The 17,135-nt window shown below is 33.5% G+C and carries 16 protein-coding genes; 15 read left to right on the top strand and 1 reads right to left on the bottom strand.

The window, feature by feature from the left end:
• Positions 1-7: 7 nt before the first annotated feature.
• From ACWA1B_RS16410 to ACWA1B_RS16390, 5 genes are read left to right on the top strand one after another with little or no spacing between them, the layout of a single operon-like run.
• On the top strand, positions 8-1,165 hold the full coding sequence (locus ACWA1B_RS16410) for a hypothetical protein (RefSeq protein WP_456908698.1): 1,158 nt from the start codon (positions 8-10) through the stop codon (positions 1,163-1,165).
• Positions 1,162-3,693: a hypothetical protein gene (locus ACWA1B_RS16405; protein ID WP_456908696.1), complete on the top strand. Its 2,532-nt coding sequence runs from the start codon at positions 1,162-1,164 to the stop codon at positions 3,691-3,693. The genes ACWA1B_RS16410 and ACWA1B_RS16405 overlap by 4 nt, the downstream gene beginning before the upstream one ends.
• A 1-nt stretch (position 3,694) precedes the next feature.
• Positions 3,695-4,432: an NUMOD3 domain-containing DNA-binding protein gene (locus ACWA1B_RS16400; protein WP_456908694.1), complete on the top strand. Its 738-nt coding sequence runs from the start codon at positions 3,695-3,697 to the stop codon at positions 4,430-4,432.
• Complete coding sequence (locus tag ACWA1B_RS16395) at positions 4,425-7,256, top strand: hypothetical protein (RefSeq protein WP_456908692.1); 2,832 nt, start codon at positions 4,425-4,427, stop codon at positions 7,254-7,256. The genes ACWA1B_RS16400 and ACWA1B_RS16395 overlap by 8 nt, the downstream gene beginning before the upstream one ends.
• Positions 7,244-7,510 (top strand): hypothetical protein, encoded by a 267-nt coding sequence (locus tag ACWA1B_RS16390; RefSeq protein ID WP_456908690.1) that lies wholly within the window; start codon positions 7,244-7,246, stop codon positions 7,508-7,510. The genes ACWA1B_RS16395 and ACWA1B_RS16390 overlap by 13 nt, the downstream gene beginning before the upstream one ends.
• Before the next feature lie 271 nt (positions 7,511-7,781).
• On the opposite strand, the gene ACWA1B_RS16385 is transcribed toward ACWA1B_RS16390, so the two are convergent.
• Positions 7,782-8,069, bottom strand: coding sequence for a hypothetical protein (locus ACWA1B_RS16385; RefSeq protein ID WP_456908688.1), 288 nt, complete (start codon positions 8,067-8,069; stop codon positions 7,782-7,784).
• 81 nt (positions 8,070-8,150) lie between these two features.
• On the opposite strand from ACWA1B_RS16385, the gene ACWA1B_RS16380 reads away from it, so the two are divergent.
• The 10 genes from ACWA1B_RS16380 (at position 8,151) to ACWA1B_RS16335 (ending at position 17,132) form a co-directional block, all read left to right on the top strand.
• Positions 8,151-9,395 (top strand): hypothetical protein, encoded by a 1,245-nt coding sequence (locus ACWA1B_RS16380; protein ID WP_456908687.1) that lies wholly within the window; start codon positions 8,151-8,153, stop codon positions 9,393-9,395.
• A 3-nt stretch (positions 9,396-9,398) separates the two neighbouring features.
• On the top strand, positions 9,399-10,460 hold the full coding sequence (locus tag ACWA1B_RS16375; protein ID WP_456908685.1) for a hypothetical protein: 1,062 nt from the start codon (positions 9,399-9,401) through the stop codon (positions 10,458-10,460).
• A gap of 46 nt (positions 10,461-10,506) precedes the next feature.
• The gene (locus tag ACWA1B_RS16370) at positions 10,507-11,106 is read left to right on the top strand and encodes a hypothetical protein (RefSeq protein ID WP_456908683.1); all 600 of its coding nucleotides are present in this window, start codon (positions 10,507-10,509) and stop codon (positions 11,104-11,106) included.
• Positions 11,078-11,911: a hypothetical protein gene (locus ACWA1B_RS16365; protein ID WP_456908681.1), complete on the top strand. Its 834-nt coding sequence runs from the start codon at positions 11,078-11,080 to the stop codon at positions 11,909-11,911. Before ACWA1B_RS16370 ends, ACWA1B_RS16365 begins: the two co-directional genes overlap by 29 nt.
• 6 nt (positions 11,912-11,917) lie before the next feature.
• The gene (locus ACWA1B_RS16360) at positions 11,918-13,342 is read left to right on the top strand and encodes a hypothetical protein (protein WP_456908679.1); all 1,425 of its coding nucleotides are present in this window, start codon (positions 11,918-11,920) and stop codon (positions 13,340-13,342) included.
• Entirely contained in the window at positions 13,320-13,841 is a 522-nt protein-coding gene (locus tag ACWA1B_RS16355; RefSeq protein ID WP_456908677.1) for a DUF6712 family protein, read from the top strand. The genes ACWA1B_RS16360 and ACWA1B_RS16355 overlap by 23 nt, the downstream gene beginning before the upstream one ends.
• On the top strand, positions 13,838-15,484 hold the full coding sequence (locus tag ACWA1B_RS16350; RefSeq protein ID WP_456908675.1) for a hypothetical protein: 1,647 nt from the start codon (positions 13,838-13,840) through the stop codon (positions 15,482-15,484). Before ACWA1B_RS16355 ends, ACWA1B_RS16350 begins: the two co-directional genes overlap by 4 nt.
• 174 nt (positions 15,485-15,658) lie before the next feature.
• Entirely contained in the window at positions 15,659-16,408 is a 750-nt protein-coding gene (locus tag ACWA1B_RS16345; protein WP_456908673.1) for a fibronectin type III domain-containing protein, read from the top strand.
• A gap of 29 nt (positions 16,409-16,437) precedes the next feature.
• Positions 16,438-16,812, top strand: coding sequence for a hypothetical protein (locus ACWA1B_RS16340; protein WP_456908671.1), 375 nt, complete (start codon positions 16,438-16,440; stop codon positions 16,810-16,812).
• A complete protein-coding gene (locus ACWA1B_RS16335; protein ID WP_456908669.1) occupies positions 16,806-17,132 on the top strand; it encodes a hypothetical protein in 327 nt (108 codons plus the stop codon). The genes ACWA1B_RS16340 and ACWA1B_RS16335 overlap by 7 nt, the downstream gene beginning before the upstream one ends.
• Positions 17,133-17,135: the final 3 nt, after the last annotated feature.

Raw genomic sequence — 17,135 nt, 5'->3', positions numbered from 1 at the left:
TAAAACAATGGCTATAGTATTTACAAAAGACATACCTACAGATAAGCTGCTGACTGCTTATAATAATCATATTGTAAGATTTAGTTCTGATTCGGAATTAACTCCGGCTACAGCTCAAATTATCGGTCTAGGAATTGATGTTTTGCTTTATCCACATCCAAACGGAACGTTCTATTTTAACTTTCAAGAATACATTTCAGCAGAGATCAACACTAAGAACTTTGCTGATGATACGGCTTATGATTTGAATGATGCGGATTCTAATACTTTCACTTATGATGTATCGGACGGTTTTTATTTGGAAGGTACCGTAACGATCAGAATCAACTTTACAGATGCATCCATTGAAGTAGTATCACGAGATTTAAAGTTTTATACAGGAGTGGACCAGATCACCGATTATAAGAAGAATCAAATCCTGTTTGTTCCAAATAAGTTAGCAGTTCTATCTCCAGTTGAAGACAGATCCAATAATTCAACTTATTTAAGATACTGGAGCGGTTATCCATTTGAGTTTACTTTTTATAATCCACAAAATCCGACATCACCTTTTGTATTGAAAAACATGTCGAACGGATTGGAGCATGAGTTCCTTTCAAAAGGAAAGTTCAACTCTCTTTACATCTCAGATGGCCGGACGGATATCAACATTGAAAACTTCTTACCGTTAGTTGTTGGAGAAAACAACATTCAGTTTTTTATCGGTGGCATAAATCAGAATTTAAATTTAACGCTATATAAAGAAGAGGCTAGATGTGGAGTGTATATAAAGTTCCTAAACAAGAATGGCCGTTTTAGTTATTGGCTTCTTTCTCAAAATCATTTTAGAACCAGATCGGCAAAGTACGGATCCGAGATAGAAAATGATTTCTACAATCTGGAAGATACTTCATCACCAACTCTTCAACTTGGAAAAACAGGAGAAGAAACCATCAGGTGCGCTGGTGAAAGATTGCCAGATCGTGACAGATTGATTTTAGAAGGTATCATCGATAGTCCTAAAGTTTATCTGTTTACAGGCGAACGATTCGCAAAGGCAAATCTTAACGACTGGATGGAAGTTCGTTTGAAAACATCAACATTCTTAATTAAAGAACCAAAGAAAAAACTGTATAGCTATTATATAGAATTTGAATTACCAAGTAGATACATGCAAGCATTATGAGTTATATTCTTTACATAAATGGTAAGCAGATAAAGCTTTCAGATAGTAAGCCGATTGCTCAAACAAAGCAAGTAAATGATCTTGCTAAGTTTTCAAGTCGGCAAACCAACTTCACAAACAAGTTTATAGCTCCGGCATGTGCGGAAAACATCCGAAATTTAGATAAAGTCGGTTTAGTTGGTAGTCAATCTAATCTCCCATATGAAAGAGCTGTAGTGGATTTATTTGATTCTGATACTGGCGAATGCTTAATCTATAAGGGTTGGGGTAACATCACTCAATTAACCGAGGGCAAAGGATATGATATATATGTTTATGATGGGAATATTGATCTTTATAAAGCAATTGAAAACTTAACACTAACTGATGTTGGTATTTCGGATCTGAATCACGTTAAAAATCTTGATAATGTAATTGCTTCTTTTGCTGGAGATCTAAATTACATGTACATCATTGCTGATTACAATGGCAATAACAAAACATCAACTGATGCTCTGAACATCGATTATCAGTTGCCAAGCGCAAGAACAAGTTATTTGTGGGATCGTATTTTTCAATATACTGGTTTCACTTATAGTGGATCTGTTTTTGAATCTGAAAAGTTTTTAAATCATTGGATGACATTCCCGAAACCAGTACCTACTTTGGAACCAATTGTTAATGTAATCACTTCTCAGAATTCAGAGATTGGACAAAATACATCTGCTGTTCCAACTGGTACCGGAATTGAATACGTTCATTTCTATTATTCTATTTTGTTTCCGGCCACATTCGATGATGCTTATGCAACTAACAACAATACGTTTACTACCATCAAACAAACTGGTGTGTTCAGAGTTAAAGCTGTTGGAAGTTTCTCGAACAATTCAACTACATCATCTTTCCTAAACTGGACTTTAAAAAACTCAATTGATGAGGTTAAAGCAACAGGATCATTTGATTCTTCCATAACTACTGCCAATATCAATGCAGCTGTTGGAGATAAGCTTTATATATCTTCTCCTGTTACCGGATACATTGGAGGCGGTGTAAATAATCCTTTAAATGGTTCGATGGTTACAACTTTGGATTATCTAATAGGTTATGATGCAAACTTTGAAGAAGCATTGCTAGATTTCAAAGCAAAAGATTTTATGAATGAGATCATGACGGAGTTTGCGCTTACAATGTTTAAGGATAAATACACCAATAACGTTGACTTTAGAAGTATTAAAGAGATCGTTCAGAGTGATATCATAGAAGATTGGTCCGATAAATTCAATAATAAGGTTTCTGAAAAGTATATTTTCTCAAATTATGCACAGAAAAACCTTTTCAAGTATCGTTACAACGATGATAATGTTGATTATAATGATGGATTTCTTTCAGTTAGTAATGAAAACTTAGCTGATGAAATTACTATTGTTAATTCTAAAATATACAGTCCGGAAAGACTTAAGGTTTACGTTGTCGGATTGCTGCTGAATACTTATAAGTTCTGGAATAAAGAAATAAAAGACGACAACACAGTTGAATACAAAGAGCTAACTGGTAGATACTATTTCCTAAGAGCGCAACCTCATACTTTTGGAGATGAAATTGCCATTGGTTCTGAAAGTTTAAATACTGATACAACTGTTTTAACAATTCAAAAAGAAGATTATTCCAGATTGAGCTGGCAGGAAATCATCTTTGATAATTATCCAGATATGGAAAGTTTACTGGATAAGTCTAAAACTCTTGAAGTAAATTTTAATCTTAAATCCAGAGATGTCGCCAACTTCACGTTCAAAAATTTGATTTACGTTGACAAGCTAGCCAGCTATTATTTAGTAAATAAAATTGTCAACTTCATCAAAGGAAAAACAACTAAGTGCGAAATAATAGAAGTTGATTATAGAAAAACTTTAGCTCCACCGGAAAGTAATCCAGGTACCTTCATCACAATTACAAATATTGAAACTTCAGGTTGTGATGTAGTTATTCATTTTGATACTGATGCTGATTTGCCAACTAATATTCTGGTTGTTGGTCAGCCAAATTCTTTTGGAGTTATACCGCCTCCGGAACTTGGTCCAGAAAGATATTATACTGCAGTAGTTAATCCATCAACCAACACAATCACAGTTACGGTTTTGTCTGGCGGTTTTTGGGATTTCAATTTGGAACTTACGGTACCAGCTGTTCAATCAAATCATTTCATGTTTGAGAACGCAATGCTTTGCGAGTACGTACCGCCAGCTCCAGAGTTGACTTTTATCACAATAACACATATGCAAAACATCTCAATCAATGAGAGTACCAATACAAGAACAATTAGAGTTGACTTTGATACTGATTTAGCTCTGCCAAGTGAAATTACTTTCGGCCAAAACGATCTAAATAATTTCGCATTGCCAATTTCAATTGCGGTCACGGAAAAATATATGGTAGTCGATGTTCAATATAAAGGAAATGGATTCTTTGGAATTGTACCAATTCCGTGGATTATAAATTTATCAAAAGCAGGTGTTGTATCTCAATTTGTAAACGTAATAGAAGATTTTTAAAATGGCAGAGAAAATGAAGCACTTAGTTTATCGAACAACAAACCTATTAAATGATAAAATATACATAGGCATTCACAGTACTGAAAATATTGAAGATGGATATTTAGGCTCAGGAAGAATTTTTTTAAAAGCTTTAAAGAGATATGGAAAAGAGAATTTCAAAAGAGATATTCTGTTTGTATTTGACAATAGATTAGATGCATTAAATAAAGAAGCAGAGATAGTTTCATTAGACTTCATAAATCAGGAAAGTAATTACAATTGTACATTAGGAGGTATTGGAGGTATTGGAAAATCCAACAAAGGTTATAAGCACACGGAAATATCTTTAGAAAAAATAAGACAAGCAGGAAAAAGAAAGTGTGATGAACAAACTAAAATAAAAATAGGCAAAGCAAATTCAGGTAAAAAACATTCCGAAGAATTTATAAGTCGACATTCAAATTTTATGAAAGAGTTTTATTCTAAAAATACCAGTCATCGAAAAGGATCTAGGCATACGGATGAAACTAAAATTAAAATGTCTGAAAGAAAAAAAGGGTCAATCCATTCTGAAGAATCCAAACTAAAAATGTCACAAGCAAAAAAAGGAAAGGAAATCAAAGGTAAAATTGTTATAAATAAATTAACCAATGAGATATATAAATCAAATAGAGAAGCGATTAAAGTGCTTAAAATAAGCGAGAGAACTTTTTATAGAAAAATAAATACTGACAATTATTTTTTACAAAATGGATAAGAGAAAAATTATAGAATTAGACATTGATACGGATGCCATCATTGCAAAATCATCACAGTTAAAAACGGAACTTGACAAGAATAGAGAATCAATGACAGCTTTAAAAAAGGCCGGAGATACTTCTAGTGATACTTATATTCAACTCGCTGCAAAAGTAAGCAAGCTTTCTTCTGAGTACAATATGAACCAGAAGCAACTTGTTAATTTGATATCTGCTGATGAAAAGTTTTTGACTGTAAATGAAAAAATAACTTTAGCATTAGATCAGGAAAACAAATCAATTAACGAAGCAACCAAGAACAACGCAGAACTTAAGAAGATCAGAAATGAACTAAACTTAGAAGATGAGGAGCAGTTAAAGCTTTTAGCAGAAATCAACGCTAAAATAGATGCAAATAACAAAATCATTAAAAGTAATGTATCTCAACAGGAACAACAAACAATGGGAATCGGAGCTTACAAAGAAGCGATAAGTGAAGCACTTGAAGAAAGCGGTTTGTTTGGAGGTCAATTATCCATAATTAACGACACTCTAAAAGTCGGCACAAAACTTTGGAAGCCATTCAAAGATGACATCACGGAGACTGCTGAAAGAATGAGGAATGCAAGTTCCGAAACTGAAGGTATGAGTATGTCACAAAAGGCACTAACCATTGCAACTAACTTAGGAACTGGTGCAATGAGAATATTCGCTTTGGCTGTAGCTGCCACTGGAATAGGTTTGCTTGTTATAGCAATAGCATTATTGATTAGTTATCTGAAAACATTTACACCAGTAGTAGATGTTGTTGAACAGGCGATGTCTGGATTTGGTGCCGTTATCAAAGTTGTTCAACAAGGAATTATGTCCTTTGTAACTGGACTTAATGATCTGGGAGGAACACTTAAAAAAATCGGATCCTTTCTAGCTAATCCAATCAAAGGGTTTAAAGACATGGGTAAAGCAATGGGAGAGGCGTATGATGAAGCTGCGAAACTTAAAAAAGCACAGCAGGATCTTGAAGATGCAATGGAATCACAAGAGATCCAAACCGCTAAAAACAGAGCTGAAATTAATCGTTTAAATATTCAGGCAAAGGATAGAACCAAATCTGAAGAAGATAGATTGGCTTTACTTCAAAAAGCAGCTAAACTTGAACAAGATGATTTTGATCAAAGAAAAGCAAACAATGATGAGCAAATGAGATTAGCTCTTTTGCAAATTAAAAACGAGGCCAAGCTAACTGATATCGAATTTGAAGAATTAAAGAAAAGAGGATTTGCTTACAAAGAATATGTAGAAAGTAAAACCAATAATACGGATGAGCTTTTCGACAATTTAAAGAAAGCGGTTCTGGCCAATACGGATATTGAAAATGAGTTTTATTCTAATCAAGAAAAGAACATCAACAAACAAAATAAGTTATTAGAAGATCAGGAAGTAGCTAGAGAAGCAGCGCGTCAGGCAGCAATAGAAGCTGCCAAAAAAGCTGAGGAAGCTAGACAAAAACTATTAGATGAAGCAGCTCAAAAGGTAAAAGCCGAACTGGATTTGTTTATTTCGCAACAAGGTATTCGAGCTAAATCATTGGCTGATAGTTTAAAGTACGAAGAGCAAATTCGAGATAAGAAATTACAGTTAGCTCAGAAAGAATTTGAAGCTACAAAAAAGACAGAAGTTGATAAGCTTAAATTATTGACGGATCAGAATAATATCCGAAATGAATTCTTGAAAGTTCAGTCTGATGTTGTAATTGCCAATGCTGAAAAAGAACTTCAAGTATTTTTGGATACAAACAAAACTAAGTTAGATGCTAATAAGTTTTTAACTGATGAGTTAGTTGCACAAGAGATCGATCGTTTAAATAGGATATCTGAAGCTGAAGCTGCGTTTCAAACTGAGAAGTTGAATCAAGGTAAGATCACTCAGGAGGAATATAATACGGCTATCAAAGTAATTGATGATACGTTTGCTGAAAACAAAAAAGCAGTTGAAGAAGAGAAGGCGCAAGCTGATTTGGATAAGAAAGCTATCGATCTAGAAAACAAATTAGCAAATGATCAGTTAAATGCAGATAATGAATTTGCTTTTAGACAAGCAGAATTGCAAAGATTAAATGATGCTGAATTGTTAGCTGCCAAAAAGAATGGTGCTGACATTGATTTAATTAACCAAAAGTATGCTGCTCAGAAAAAAGCACTTGACAAATCAGTCGCTGAGTTTAAAGTTAATCAGGAGTTAGCAGTTATTCAGGGAATAAGAGGAATCGTAAGTGAGCAAACAGCTTTAGGAAAAGCTTTAGCACTTGCAGAAATAACCTTTACGACTGTTAAAAATGCTACTCAAGCATTCCAACAAGCTGCTGTTTTTGCTTCGAATCCGTTAACTGCTGCTTTGGCTGTAAATGCAACAATTCAAGGAGGTATTATCATTGCGACTGGAGTAGCTCAAGCAGCTAAAGTATCAGGTTTGAAGTTGGCAAAAGGAGCTGTTGATATTGATGGTCCAGGCACCAGCACAAGCGATAGTATTCCAGCTCATCTTTCAGTTGGAGAAAGTGTAATAAATGCTGAGGCTACTAGAAACAATACAGAATTATTGAGAGCGATAAACTCAAACTCAGGTATTGATTTTTCAAGTCAGTTTTTACCTCGATCAGTTATTCAGATGTATAGTAATACAAGCAATTCACAAGGCATTGATTATGATTTGTTAGCAGCTAAAGTATCTGAAGCTAATTTAAATTTACCAAAACCAGTTGTATACACTTCATTCACAGAGTTAAAATCTGAAATGGATGATTACGCTAAAATAACAGATGGAGCAGATTTATGGGCAAGTTAGATGATATAATAAATGGTTGGAGTAAATATCTTCAAGCAGATGATCCAGCAACTTTGGCCAAAGCAAAAGAACGAGCTTCGATTTGTGCAAAATGTCCGGCTGCTACACACGGATTACACACGGCCATACTTCCGGATTATTCTATTTCAGAAATTCAAGGTATGTATTGCAGTAAAAAAGAAGGTGGATGTGGTTGTCCACTTTCTACAGCCGTGCGAAGTGAAAAATATAGATGCCCAAAAAATTTGTGGTAATAGAATATATTATTATAAATAACTATATTTGCTTTATGCTTTACATCAAATTAAAACATCGCACAAAAGAAATAAAAGAACTAACTAAGCTTGGTTTGATAAATCCAAATTGGATTCGTAACCTTGATATTTTTGAAAAATTTCATTTCTATATTAGTAATGGAAACAATAAAACAGAAGCTTACATTTTGTGCTCAGAAGATTTTAAAATTAACTGGGAGATGATTAAAAAAATAGTTGTGAAATTATCTAAATAAAAAAAGTACCTAATCTATAGGTACTTTTTAATTTTCTCATGTTGCTGTTTTTCATCGCTTGTCATTACTTTTTGAATAGGAAATCCATCTCCTTTTTTCCTCATCCACTTCTGATATTCTTCAAAATTTAGATCGTTTTTCATTCTTGCTTTTTGTTCAATGATGTACGGGTTTTCTTTTTCCTGTATTTTTTTTCTAAAAACAAAACGATATAGTTTATTTACCAAAATAAAAAAAAGCTTCATCCAGAGATAGCAAGCAAACAACAAAATGAGAGTTCCGATTACTATTAAAACTATCATAAAACAAATATAGGTAATTATTATTACCTAATTGCAAGAATGTTTTAAACTAATTTTACAGTAATATAATATATTACTAAAATGAAAAGAACTCAGTTTAATTCTCTACCAAATTTTAACTCATCAACTACCAACGTTGACAGAGAGAATAACGTTTTAAAAAATATTTGTATTGCCAATTTTGGAAAGAATAAAAACGATTCTTATTTCAACGAAAAGTTTATAAATGATTTAGTCGAGAAAGGAAATGGACAAACTCAAGGTGTAAAATCCCGTTTCGGTCATCCAAGTATGTGCGCCACTTCTTTAGGAACTTATGTTGGACGTTACAAGAATTTCAATATTCAAAATGGAAATTGTTTTGCTGATTTATACTTAGATCCTATCACCAAGAAAACACAAGTTGAAGGTAAAGGAATCTCAATGTATGATTACATTATGGATATGTCAGAGAATAATCCGGACATGTTCGGAAACTCAATAGTAGTAAGTTGCTTTTGGGAAGATGAGGAGATCACAAATGAGAAAGGAGATAAAGAAACTGTTGAATCTTTGATTTTACAAGAGTTTGTTTCTTCTGATTTAGTAGATGATCCGGCTGCAACTGATGCCTTATTTTCATCAAACAAAAATGATCTGGGAGTTATCGTAACTGATTTCTTAGATGAGAATCCTTCTTTATTTGAAAGTATTAATAAGAATCCTAAAATCATTGAGGACTTCTTTGAACGCTATTTCAATTATCACAAACGTAAATCCTTAAATAATTTTAATATGAGCTTTTTAGACAATCTAAAAAAGAAGTTCAGCACGAAAGATGACACTTTCGATATTGACGTCACTTTGGCTGACGGCTCAATCGTAACTGTTAAAAGCGAAGCTGAAGAGCCACAAGTTGGCGATCAAGTCGTTGATGATACTGGAAGTCCAGTTAAAGACGAAACACATTTACTTCCTGATGGAAGTTCAATTGTTACCGTTGCTGGTGCAATTACAGAAATTAAAGATGCTCCTGCATCTGAAGAAACAGAAGAACCATCTCTTAGCGAGGTAATGAATTCTGTAAAAACTCTTACAACTTCGTTTGAAAATTTCAAAACTCAATTTGCTAAAACGCAAAAAGATAATGAAGGAGCTTTTGAATTAATCTCAGATCAAGTTCAAAAATTTGACAAGAGAGTTGATACACTTGGAAAAAGTATCACTTCAAAGTATGAAGCTCCGCCAGCAGAAACTGGAGACAAGAAAAAAAAGAAGGGTGACAGCACCTATGACGCTGATGCAGTACGTGAAGCACGTGAAGCAATTAAAAATAAAAATAAGTAAGATATGCCATTAGTATCAGATTTTACGGATCTAGCCACATCGGATAGATACATTACAGACTTAAAGGAGATTGTAAAGAATGATGTTTTCCAACAAGATACATCTGAGTTTTTTACAATTGTACCTGGTGTAAAAGGAGGTCAGCAAGTAGCTGCAATGAAAGGTTTTGAATACGTTACTAAAGCATCTGCTGGATGTGGAGGTACTGGAATCTCACCTCAATTTCCTGCTTTCTCTCAAAAATGGAACCCAAGAATGGCAGAAGTAAGAATCAAGTATTGTTATACTGATTTTGAAAATTCATTTACTCAATGGGGTTTAAACAATGGCTATAAAAGAAAAGATCTTACAGGAACTGAATTAGCATTGTTTATTGAAGATTTAACTGTTAAAGCAATGAGAGCGGATTTACTTCGTATTGTTTTAATGGGTGATAAAGATATTGCAGCTCAGGATATCTTGACAGACGAAGCTGGTAAATCTCAATTTTATGACATCATTGATAAGGGTCTTTTACCAACATTACAGTATTTAAAAACTCTTCCTGAGTTTGCTGGGAACTTTGTTGCTTTAGACAAGAATACAGGCGCAATGACTGATCAGTTGAATTTGCCTGCTACGTACGCACTTGACTTATATGAAAGTGTTTTGGATGATGTTTATGATTTTGATGGAAACATCTTTTTAACATCAAACAGATTGTTCAAAAACTATCAAAAATGGGTTAAGCGTGCGAATGGATACGGAGTTCAAGGCAATATCGATTCAACTTTAAAAGGTGTTACTGATCCTATGATCGACGGTGAAACTTTAAAACCGATTGTTCAATATGATCGTTGGAGAAGAAATGACTTTGTAACTGGAGCTACACCGCACATCCATTTACCACACTTTGCAATGTTCACTAAAAAAGAAGATTTGCAAGTTGGAGTTGATGATGCTGCTTCTTTAGAAGATATTACTCTTGAGTATATCGGAGGAGAAGATGAGAGCTTCTACATTAAAGCAAACTATTTAGTTGACTTTAAAATGACTAATCCATACGCATTTAGAGCAGCTATCTAATATTAATCAAGGGAGTCTAACAGCTCCCTTTTTAAACTTATAAATCATGGCAGATACATGCGATAATAAATTAGCTGGTCAATTTACACAGGTTTGTGGACACAGGCCAAAACAAGGTGTATACAAAAAATGGTACATCAACTGGGATGATGTTGATAAAGAGGCTACACAAAAAGCAAATAGAGGAACTGTAGTAACAGCCTTAGTGCTTAAAACTGGTTCGAAAATTTATCCAGCTCAGGGAAATAAAAAAGTAAGTTCAATTGAACATGCTTTGGCTATTAAAGATTTTGGAAATGGATATATCCATACGGATAGATTTTCAATTACTTACAAAGGCCCGAACGAAAGAGAGAGGGTTCAAGAGCTTGTAGACGGTGCAAGAGTTGTGACACTATCTCAAAAAATTGATACTGGTACAAGTGGCGAGTTATCATATGAAATTGCTGGACTTGAAAGTGGAATGGAAATCACAGAAGATAATTATAATTCTGCTGCTGATTCTGGTATTACCAAAATAGCAGTAGCTACAAAAGAAGGTGAAGAAGAGGCAACCGGAATTAAGTTATTTCAAATGACTGGAGGTCTTGATGCAATAGAAACTTGGATTTCAACAAATGAGTATGTTCCGCCAGTTATCCCTTAATGAGGAGCAAAAGGAAATATTAAAAGAGATTAGGGATGCTAGTTATCAAACTTTAAGTGGTCGTGATAGAAATGGCATCCCTTACTTAAAACATATTTTCGATTTGCATTTCAAAATCTTTGGAGAAACATGCTCCACATGTCCGAATAAAATCGGAGGCTACATTCAAAAATTAAAAAACTTTAATCCTGAAATCAAGATGGAATTAGTAAAATCAATATTCGAATTAAACGATGGTGTAATTATTCCAGTACCTGGAACATCTGATGTTTATAGTAAGCATAATTTAACAGACGAAGCTGCTTTAAAAATATTATCTAAAAACCCGAACAGAAAAACTTTGTTTAGAGTTCTACCTAAAAACATAGATGAATTACTTGAATCTTATGTAGTAGGACTTGAAGTGGAAGGATCCGGAGATGATTCTAAAAGTGTAGATGATAGTTTAGTTTCAATCGGAAATAACGGACTAACAGTAGAAGAGACTATCTCTTTACTTGAGTTAATCAATGTCAAAACAAAAGCAACGACAGTTACTGGAATAAGTAAAAAGGTTGCAGAATTAACTCCAGAACAATTAAAAGAATTAAGTGTTTTAGCTTCAGATTTAATTGCAAAAAAACAACCAACTGAAGGTGTAAAAACAATCGAAGATTTGAAATCAGAATACGAAACAGCTCTTATTGCATTTCAAGAACTTGAAGTTAACGGATCTGAAGAGGAAAAAGAAGTGGCTTTTAAAATTTTAGAAGCTATTCAGACATCCATTGAAGAAGTTGAAGAGTTGATTAACAAAGGAGAATAAAATTCTATGAAATCTAAAGTTGTAGAGCAATACAAGCAAGAAAGACTTGAAATTTTCAATAAACGTTTAGGGGTTATCTTCGATGGTGAAGATAACCTCAAATCGCTTGTAGTCGAAAATCTGATCGATAATTCGCCTACAGCTTATCAATGCGCTTGGTTGTACGAAAGCTTTATTGGAGGTGGTGGATTTGAAGTTGACATGTCAAATATAAATTTATCTGAAGATGAGTTTGATCCACAGAATCCTAATGATTTATTATTCGATATTTCAGAGGTTGTTTCAAGACATCAAGGTGTTTTTATTAATGTAGGTTATAATGCGAATTACGAAAAGGATAGTTTTAAAATTATTCCTTATACACTTTGTAAAGTTGGTAAAAAAGACAGCAACGACTTTAGTGGTAAAATTTTAGTTTCTCCTAAAGGTTGGGGTAAATCTTTAAAGAAAGAAGAGATTGATATTTTTGATGTTTACAATCCAAGACCAGACGTAATTCAAGCACAAGTTGATGCTGCTGGAGGCTGGGAAAATTACAAAGGTCAGATTAAGTTTTTCAAGATTTCAAAAAAATATACTTATCCAAAAAGCTTAATCGAAACGGCTTACACATTTGCTGATACTGAGGGCCAACTTGGATTGTATTATAATGGAACTGCAAAAAGAAGTTTTGAAAATTCTACTATTATCAGACATAGAAAATTTGAGAGCAAACAAGACGAAAATACTTTTGAAAAAAATATAAAAGCTTTATCTGGTTTTGAAAACTCTAGTTCCAAAATGCTTGTTGAAGATGATTGGGATGATGAACAAAATAAAACTGGAAACATCAGATTTGATACCATTAAAAATGAGGTGAGATCTGAAAAGTACGCACACTTTGAAAACTCATCTGCAAATTATATCCGTAAGGCATTTAAAAATATTCCTCCACAACTTGTTGATTATGTTGCTGGGAAATTAGGGAATACATCTGGAGAAGATCTTATAAAAGCTCAGTCAATTTACAACTCTCTTATTTCAAAAGATCAGGAGAAGTTGGAAATGCTTTTTAAAGAGTTGTTCAGAAATTATAAATACGATATCAATCCATCTAATAATTGGACCATTAAACAATACTCTTTGTTGGATGATGGAACAGTTAATTATGATGAAAACAATACTCCTGATTCAGCCGAAAAAACAAAAGAAGATTTAGCTGCTCAAGAAATTAGAACAGCACAAGCAACTTTAAGAGGATCCGTTGGAGGTGTAACTTCTATTTTGGCGATTCAATTATCAGTTGCAAGTAAGACGACAACTTTTGATTCTGCAGTAGCGATGCTGGAGAATATATTTGGTTATCCTACTGAAGAAGCAAAACGAATGATCGGAGATCCTGAACCATTACCAACTAATACTGATCCAGATGGCAATCCTATTAATAACTAAAGATATCGTTGCTGCAAAATTGCAAGTAGCAATTGGCTATGATTCACAAGAGTTCAACACTTTCATAAACGAAGCTCAAGAGTTTGATTTTAAAACACTCGTTGAAGAGGATTTTTACTTTGATTTGATTGCGAAAAAAGATGAGCAACCTTGGAAAAAGCTAATTGATGGCGGTTCTTATCCATATAACGATAGAACTTACAATTTTCAAGGAATTGCAACGGTTCTTTCTTATTTCAGTTTTGCTAGGTTTAAAATGGATTCGAGTGGAGTTTCAACTTCTCATGGATTTGTCGTTAAAACAACTCCTAATTCAACTCCATTAGTGTTAGAAGAAAGAAAAAACGCTTGGTATAAAAAGAGAGAAGAGGCAAATCTAATGATGATCGATGTTGTTAAGTATATCGAAAGAAATATAGGTGATTTTCCAAGCTGGAACAGTTCAAAAAGCTGCACTACAGGTGGCAAATATTCTCCAAAAACAAGAATAATACAATGATCATAATCTTAAATATAAGCTCAGAGAAATTTTCATTAAACGGAATACCATATTTCAAAAATTTCATGCCACATGTTCTGGCCGGACAATTGAAAATAGTAAACGTTTATGACAGTAAACTTGAATTAGCAGCTTTAGATGCGTATTCTAATTATTCTGTTGATGGAGTTGTTTATGCAAATGTTGTAGATCTGCAAAATGCATTGTTGCCAGTTTTATATACTAGAAATAGTTTGAACTTTGATTCTACCTTGCCATTTTATAATCAGATCACTAAACAAAACGGAATTGAATCTTCAGGTCTTGATAAGACATTCAATGCTGGTTGGGAATGGTTAATAAATAACGTTCAATATTCAAACGCAACTGATTTAACGATTAGTTTTCCGTTGGCATCAGCTGGTAAAGAAAGATTAGATAGGGTTGTTGCAACTAACTTAAATACATTTATTAGAATACCTGGACAAGAGAGTGATTCAAGTCCAACAGCCGATCCAAGACCAGACAACACAGTTGATGTAACTTTTGTTTTAGTTACTGATAGCGAAGTTGGCGAACCAACTCCTCCAATTGTAGGTGATGAGTTCATAACTAAAATTTCAAAAAGCTTTTTCAGAATGTTTTATACTGGCCATATCGATTCGGTTCCAGTTGATGATAAATCCTATTTAAAATTTGAAGAGGGAATGTTGTCTTTAAAATCACTTCAGATATCTGATTCTGGTTTTCTTTATCATGGTAGAGACTTTATTTTTAAAAACGGTACATCAGGAAATGTTACTTTATATCACATGCAAGGAACCGGAAACTTTAGGTTTAATTTTCCGAATGCACAGGATTTAATTATTAAGCCTGAAGAAAGTGTACATATTGTAATGCGTGCGATTAATGTTTCTAATAATGGAGGTTTGCTTGATTTTGTTGGATTGATAGTTGACCTTTCAGGAAAAGCTGATTTAGTTGGAGGTAAGGTTCCGGCCTCTCAGCTTCCAAGTTACGTTGATGATATTTTAGAAGGTTATTTATTATCGAACGTCTTTTATGTTGAAAGTGGGCATACTACAGTAATTCCTGCTGAAACGGGAAAGATATATATTGATTTAACTACTGGTCAGAAAAACAAAGAATATCGTTATTCAGGGTCAACTTATATTCAAATTACAAACGGACTCATTGCGTCGACTGATGACGTTGTTGAAGGCGCAACAAATAAGTATTCGACTTTAGCTTTAGTAATGGGTTATGTATTAACGGGTGTTTCATTCGCTAGTAGCGCTGCTATAACTGCAACCGATACTATTCTTTCCGCTTTTGGAAAACTTCAAAAACAAATTACTGATAATGTTTCTGCTATTGCAGGAAAGCAAGTTAAAGATGATCAAGTTGAAATTTCAGCAAGCACCAATGTTTTAAATGCGTGGCATGGACAAACAATATTGTTTACTGCAAATTGTACAATAACAGTTCCAGCAACATTAAATAATTCGTTGATGTTTCCTTTTAGAACTTTGTCAGGTGTAACCGTTACGTGGGCAATTACCACGCCATTTACATGGGAAACAACTCCTGTTCCAACCATTGAAAAAACAACCGGACATTTTATGCGTAGAGGATCTACTACTACAATATTCTTAGATGTCTAAATTATGGGAAGTTTAAAAACATATTACTTCGCAAAAAGCAAAGGACAGGTAAATACTTATATAGGTGGTATATCGTCTCTTATTACCTCCGCTAGTGATGTATCTTCGTTATTAGGTGTACCGTTAGGAAGGATACAAAAATTTTCCGTAGTAGGAGCGAATATCCAATTTAGAATGGTTGGAACTTATTCATTTACATTTAATAATGTTGCATACCCGACAGTAAGGTCATTGGTTACATATCTTTATGATAATGAAGGATTGATAACAAATTTAGGAAGCAACACATTTGCAACTTCGTCTAATTTAATAAGAGTATATGTTCCGGGAGTTATAATCCAAACTGGAATATCAATTTGTCAGGATATTGTGAAGCCATTTATTTTTGAGATGCCAAATTGTACTTCCGTGCCAACGAATTTTATAGGAAATTGGCAAATACCCAGTGGTATTGGGAATAAAAATTTGATTTTACCTAGATGTACAAATTTTGGAGCAAGTGAGGCAAATAATAGTGTTTTTACATCTAACGGGGCTATTAGAATGAAATTATATGTTCCAATAGCTAAACAAACATCAAATTCAGGAGGAGTTGAAGGTGATATAGCATTTGTTGCTGGTTCTACATCATCGTCAATTGTATATGTTCCAAACTACACAAAACCAAATGCTATAGCTGATTTATCGGCAGGAACAGTAACTAGTACTACTATACAGTTGAATTTTACTCCACCAAGTAGTGCTAATACAATTGATTTTTATGAAGTCTATTTGAATAGTATGTATAAAGGAAGAATTACTGCAAGTGGACAATCTATAACCGGACTTACTACAATTACACAATATAAAATTGAAATATTAGCGGTAGATATTTATTACAATAAATCATTGGTAAGCAACTCAATAAATGTAACAACAATATAAGTACTAATAATCATTAAATACCACATGAAATGATAAAGACAACAATACCAGTAAAAACAGAATTAAGAGGAATTGAAAAATCAATTGTTCAAGTAGAGGTCATATCGTATAAGGGAACTCCTGAAGGAAATTTTTATACCGTTAACGATTTTGCGGTTTCTATAGACAGCGAAGGTAATACGGTTAAAAAGTTTATTCAAGAAAAGACAGTTTTTTATCCAGCTGATAAAATAAATCAATTAAATGAATACTTAGAAAGTCAAAACGACTATTCAACCTTGACAAAAATGGAAAGGGATTGGTCTAAAATAAAACAAGGTCTTTTAATTGACACGCAAACGAATCTCTATGAAGATGGAACGACAATTTATGAGATTCAACCTATAAATTGGGAACTATGCTAAATTTTTTATTATTCATCACTGCATACATTTTATACTTGCCGTTATCAATCTGGAATTTCTGTCTTGTAGAAAACAAAAAAGGTTACTTTAGATCGAGTGCGATCACAATCGACAAAATCGCGAATCGAGAATTCAGAACGCTTTGGAATAAAAAACTAAGAATAGAATCCGGTTATAAGTTTGGAGCCGAAAATGAAACGATATCCAGCGCATTGGGAAAAAACCAGCGAGATGAAACTTTAACTAAATCAGGAAAACGCCTGGTTAAAGTGTTGGATTTCTTTGAAAAAGATCACTGTTTAAAATCAATTGAAAATTAAAAA

The sequence above is a fragment of the Flavobacterium xizangense genome, assembly GCF_054075145.1.
This window is presented reverse-complemented; position numbering and strand designations above follow the sequence as displayed.